The organism is Candidatus Nebulibacter yamunensis (assembly GCF_024208055.1).
GTDB classification, from domain to species: domain Bacteria; phylum Pseudomonadota; class Gammaproteobacteria; order Francisellales; family Francisellaceae; genus Caedibacter; species Caedibacter lacustris.
Genome location: NZ_JAMBMW010000051.1, coordinates 1 through 1,364 on the forward strand (window position 1 = coordinate 1; position 1,364 = coordinate 1,364).

Annotated in this window: 2 protein-coding genes; one reads left to right on the plus strand and one right to left on the minus strand. The window is 61.5% G+C overall.

Annotated elements, in window-relative coordinates; all coding sequences use genetic code 11:
• On the minus strand, window positions 1-193 hold a 193-nt coding region (locus tag M1V25_RS10200), incomplete at its 3' end, for a PIN domain-containing protein (protein WP_498843212.1).
• Window positions 194-638: 445 nt separating this feature from the next.
• Between M1V25_RS10200 and M1V25_RS10205 the strand changes: the two genes are divergently transcribed.
• Window positions 639-1,337: an acylneuraminate cytidylyltransferase family protein gene (locus M1V25_RS10205; RefSeq protein WP_498843213.1), complete on the plus strand. Its 699-nt coding sequence runs from the start codon at window positions 639-641 to the stop codon at window positions 1,335-1,337.
• Window positions 1,338-1,364: the final 27 nt, after the last annotated feature.

Sequence of the window (1,364 nt, forward strand, 5' to 3'; positions counted from 1 at the left end):
AGAGGAAGGCGCGCATTGTCGCTTCCTGCTCGGGGGTGAGGGGACCGCAGATAAATTCGTACCAGGCCGGCATCGGAGTCATTAGAGGCTCGGCAGCCTGGTACCAGGCGCTCAACTGAGCTGCTTCCGCTGACCCGGATTCCAGGCCTTTGATAAGGTAATTTGTATCGAGGCAGATCATGAGGCGCGCCAATTTTGGCGGTCCTCCCGGATTTCGGCGATCCACGCGTCCGCTTGGTCGGAACGGAGTCCGCCGCCATTCTCATGGAGGCAGCGCAACATCGTCAGGGGATCGGGCTTGAGAGGCTGGGCCATTTTTTCCGCCATTTCCACCGAGCGGCGCACAACCTCGGCTTGCGAGACGTTCCACCGCGCCGACAATCGTTTGAGCCGCCTGGCTGTAAGTTGGTCCAGAGCAAAAGACGTTCGATGGGTCATGGCTGGCATGTGGTAACAACATACCATAACATTCTGGGCGTCAACAGGTGGTCTAGCAGAGCTGCGAATTTGTGATTACTGAAGGTCGACACATCATAGTTGGCGTCGGCCGGGACCTTTCCGTAATGGTCTTGGTGTGGCCAAACGTCACCCTCGCTCCTCCACGGCGCCCGGGATAGAACAAAAACTCCGTTTAACTCATGTCCATCACAGCCATCATTCCGGCCCGCGGGGGTTCCAAGGGAATCCCGGGGAAAAACCTGGTGCCCATCGCGGGGCGTCCGCTGATTGCGCATTCCATTTCCTGCGCTCTGGCGGTGCCGGCGATTGCCCGGGTGCTGGTTTCCACGGATAGCGCGGAGATTGCGGACTGTGCGGCCGGAGTGGGTGCGGAGGTTCCTTTTTTGCGTCCGGCGGAGTTTTCCCGGGACGACACGCCGATGATCGCGGTCTTGCAGCATGCTCTGGGCTGGCTGCGGGAGAATGGCGGGGAGCCGGAGGCGTTGGTTTTGCTCCAGCCGACCTCGCCGGTGCGCCCTCCGGCGGCGGTGGCGGCGGCGGTGGAACTTTTCCGCTCCCGCGAGGCCGACAGTGTGGTGAGTGTGGTCGAGGTGCCGCACAACTGCACGCCGGGCAGCCTGCTGACCGTCGGTGCTGACGGTCAGGTGGCGGCGGCGTTTCCGGAATTTGCCCAGGCGGTGCGGCGGCAGGAAAAGCCCCGGTTTTTCGCGCGAAATGGTCCGGCGATTTTGGTTCTGCGTCCCTCGCTGCTCGACTCCAGCCGACTGTACTCCGACTGGACCTATGCCTTCCCGATGGCGCGGCGGGAGTCGTTCGATATTGACGAACCCGAGGATCTCGAAATCGTGGAGGCTCTTTTGACTTTTTTCCAACGATGAATTCCTGCCCGCTTTGCGGTGCGGCCC

Bases quoted from the DNA above. Each gene is read 5' to 3' on its own strand.
- M1V25_RS10205 (WP_498843213.1), top strand. From the start codon at position 639: ATGTCCATCACAGCCATCATTCCGGCCCGCGGGGGTTCCAAGGGAATC.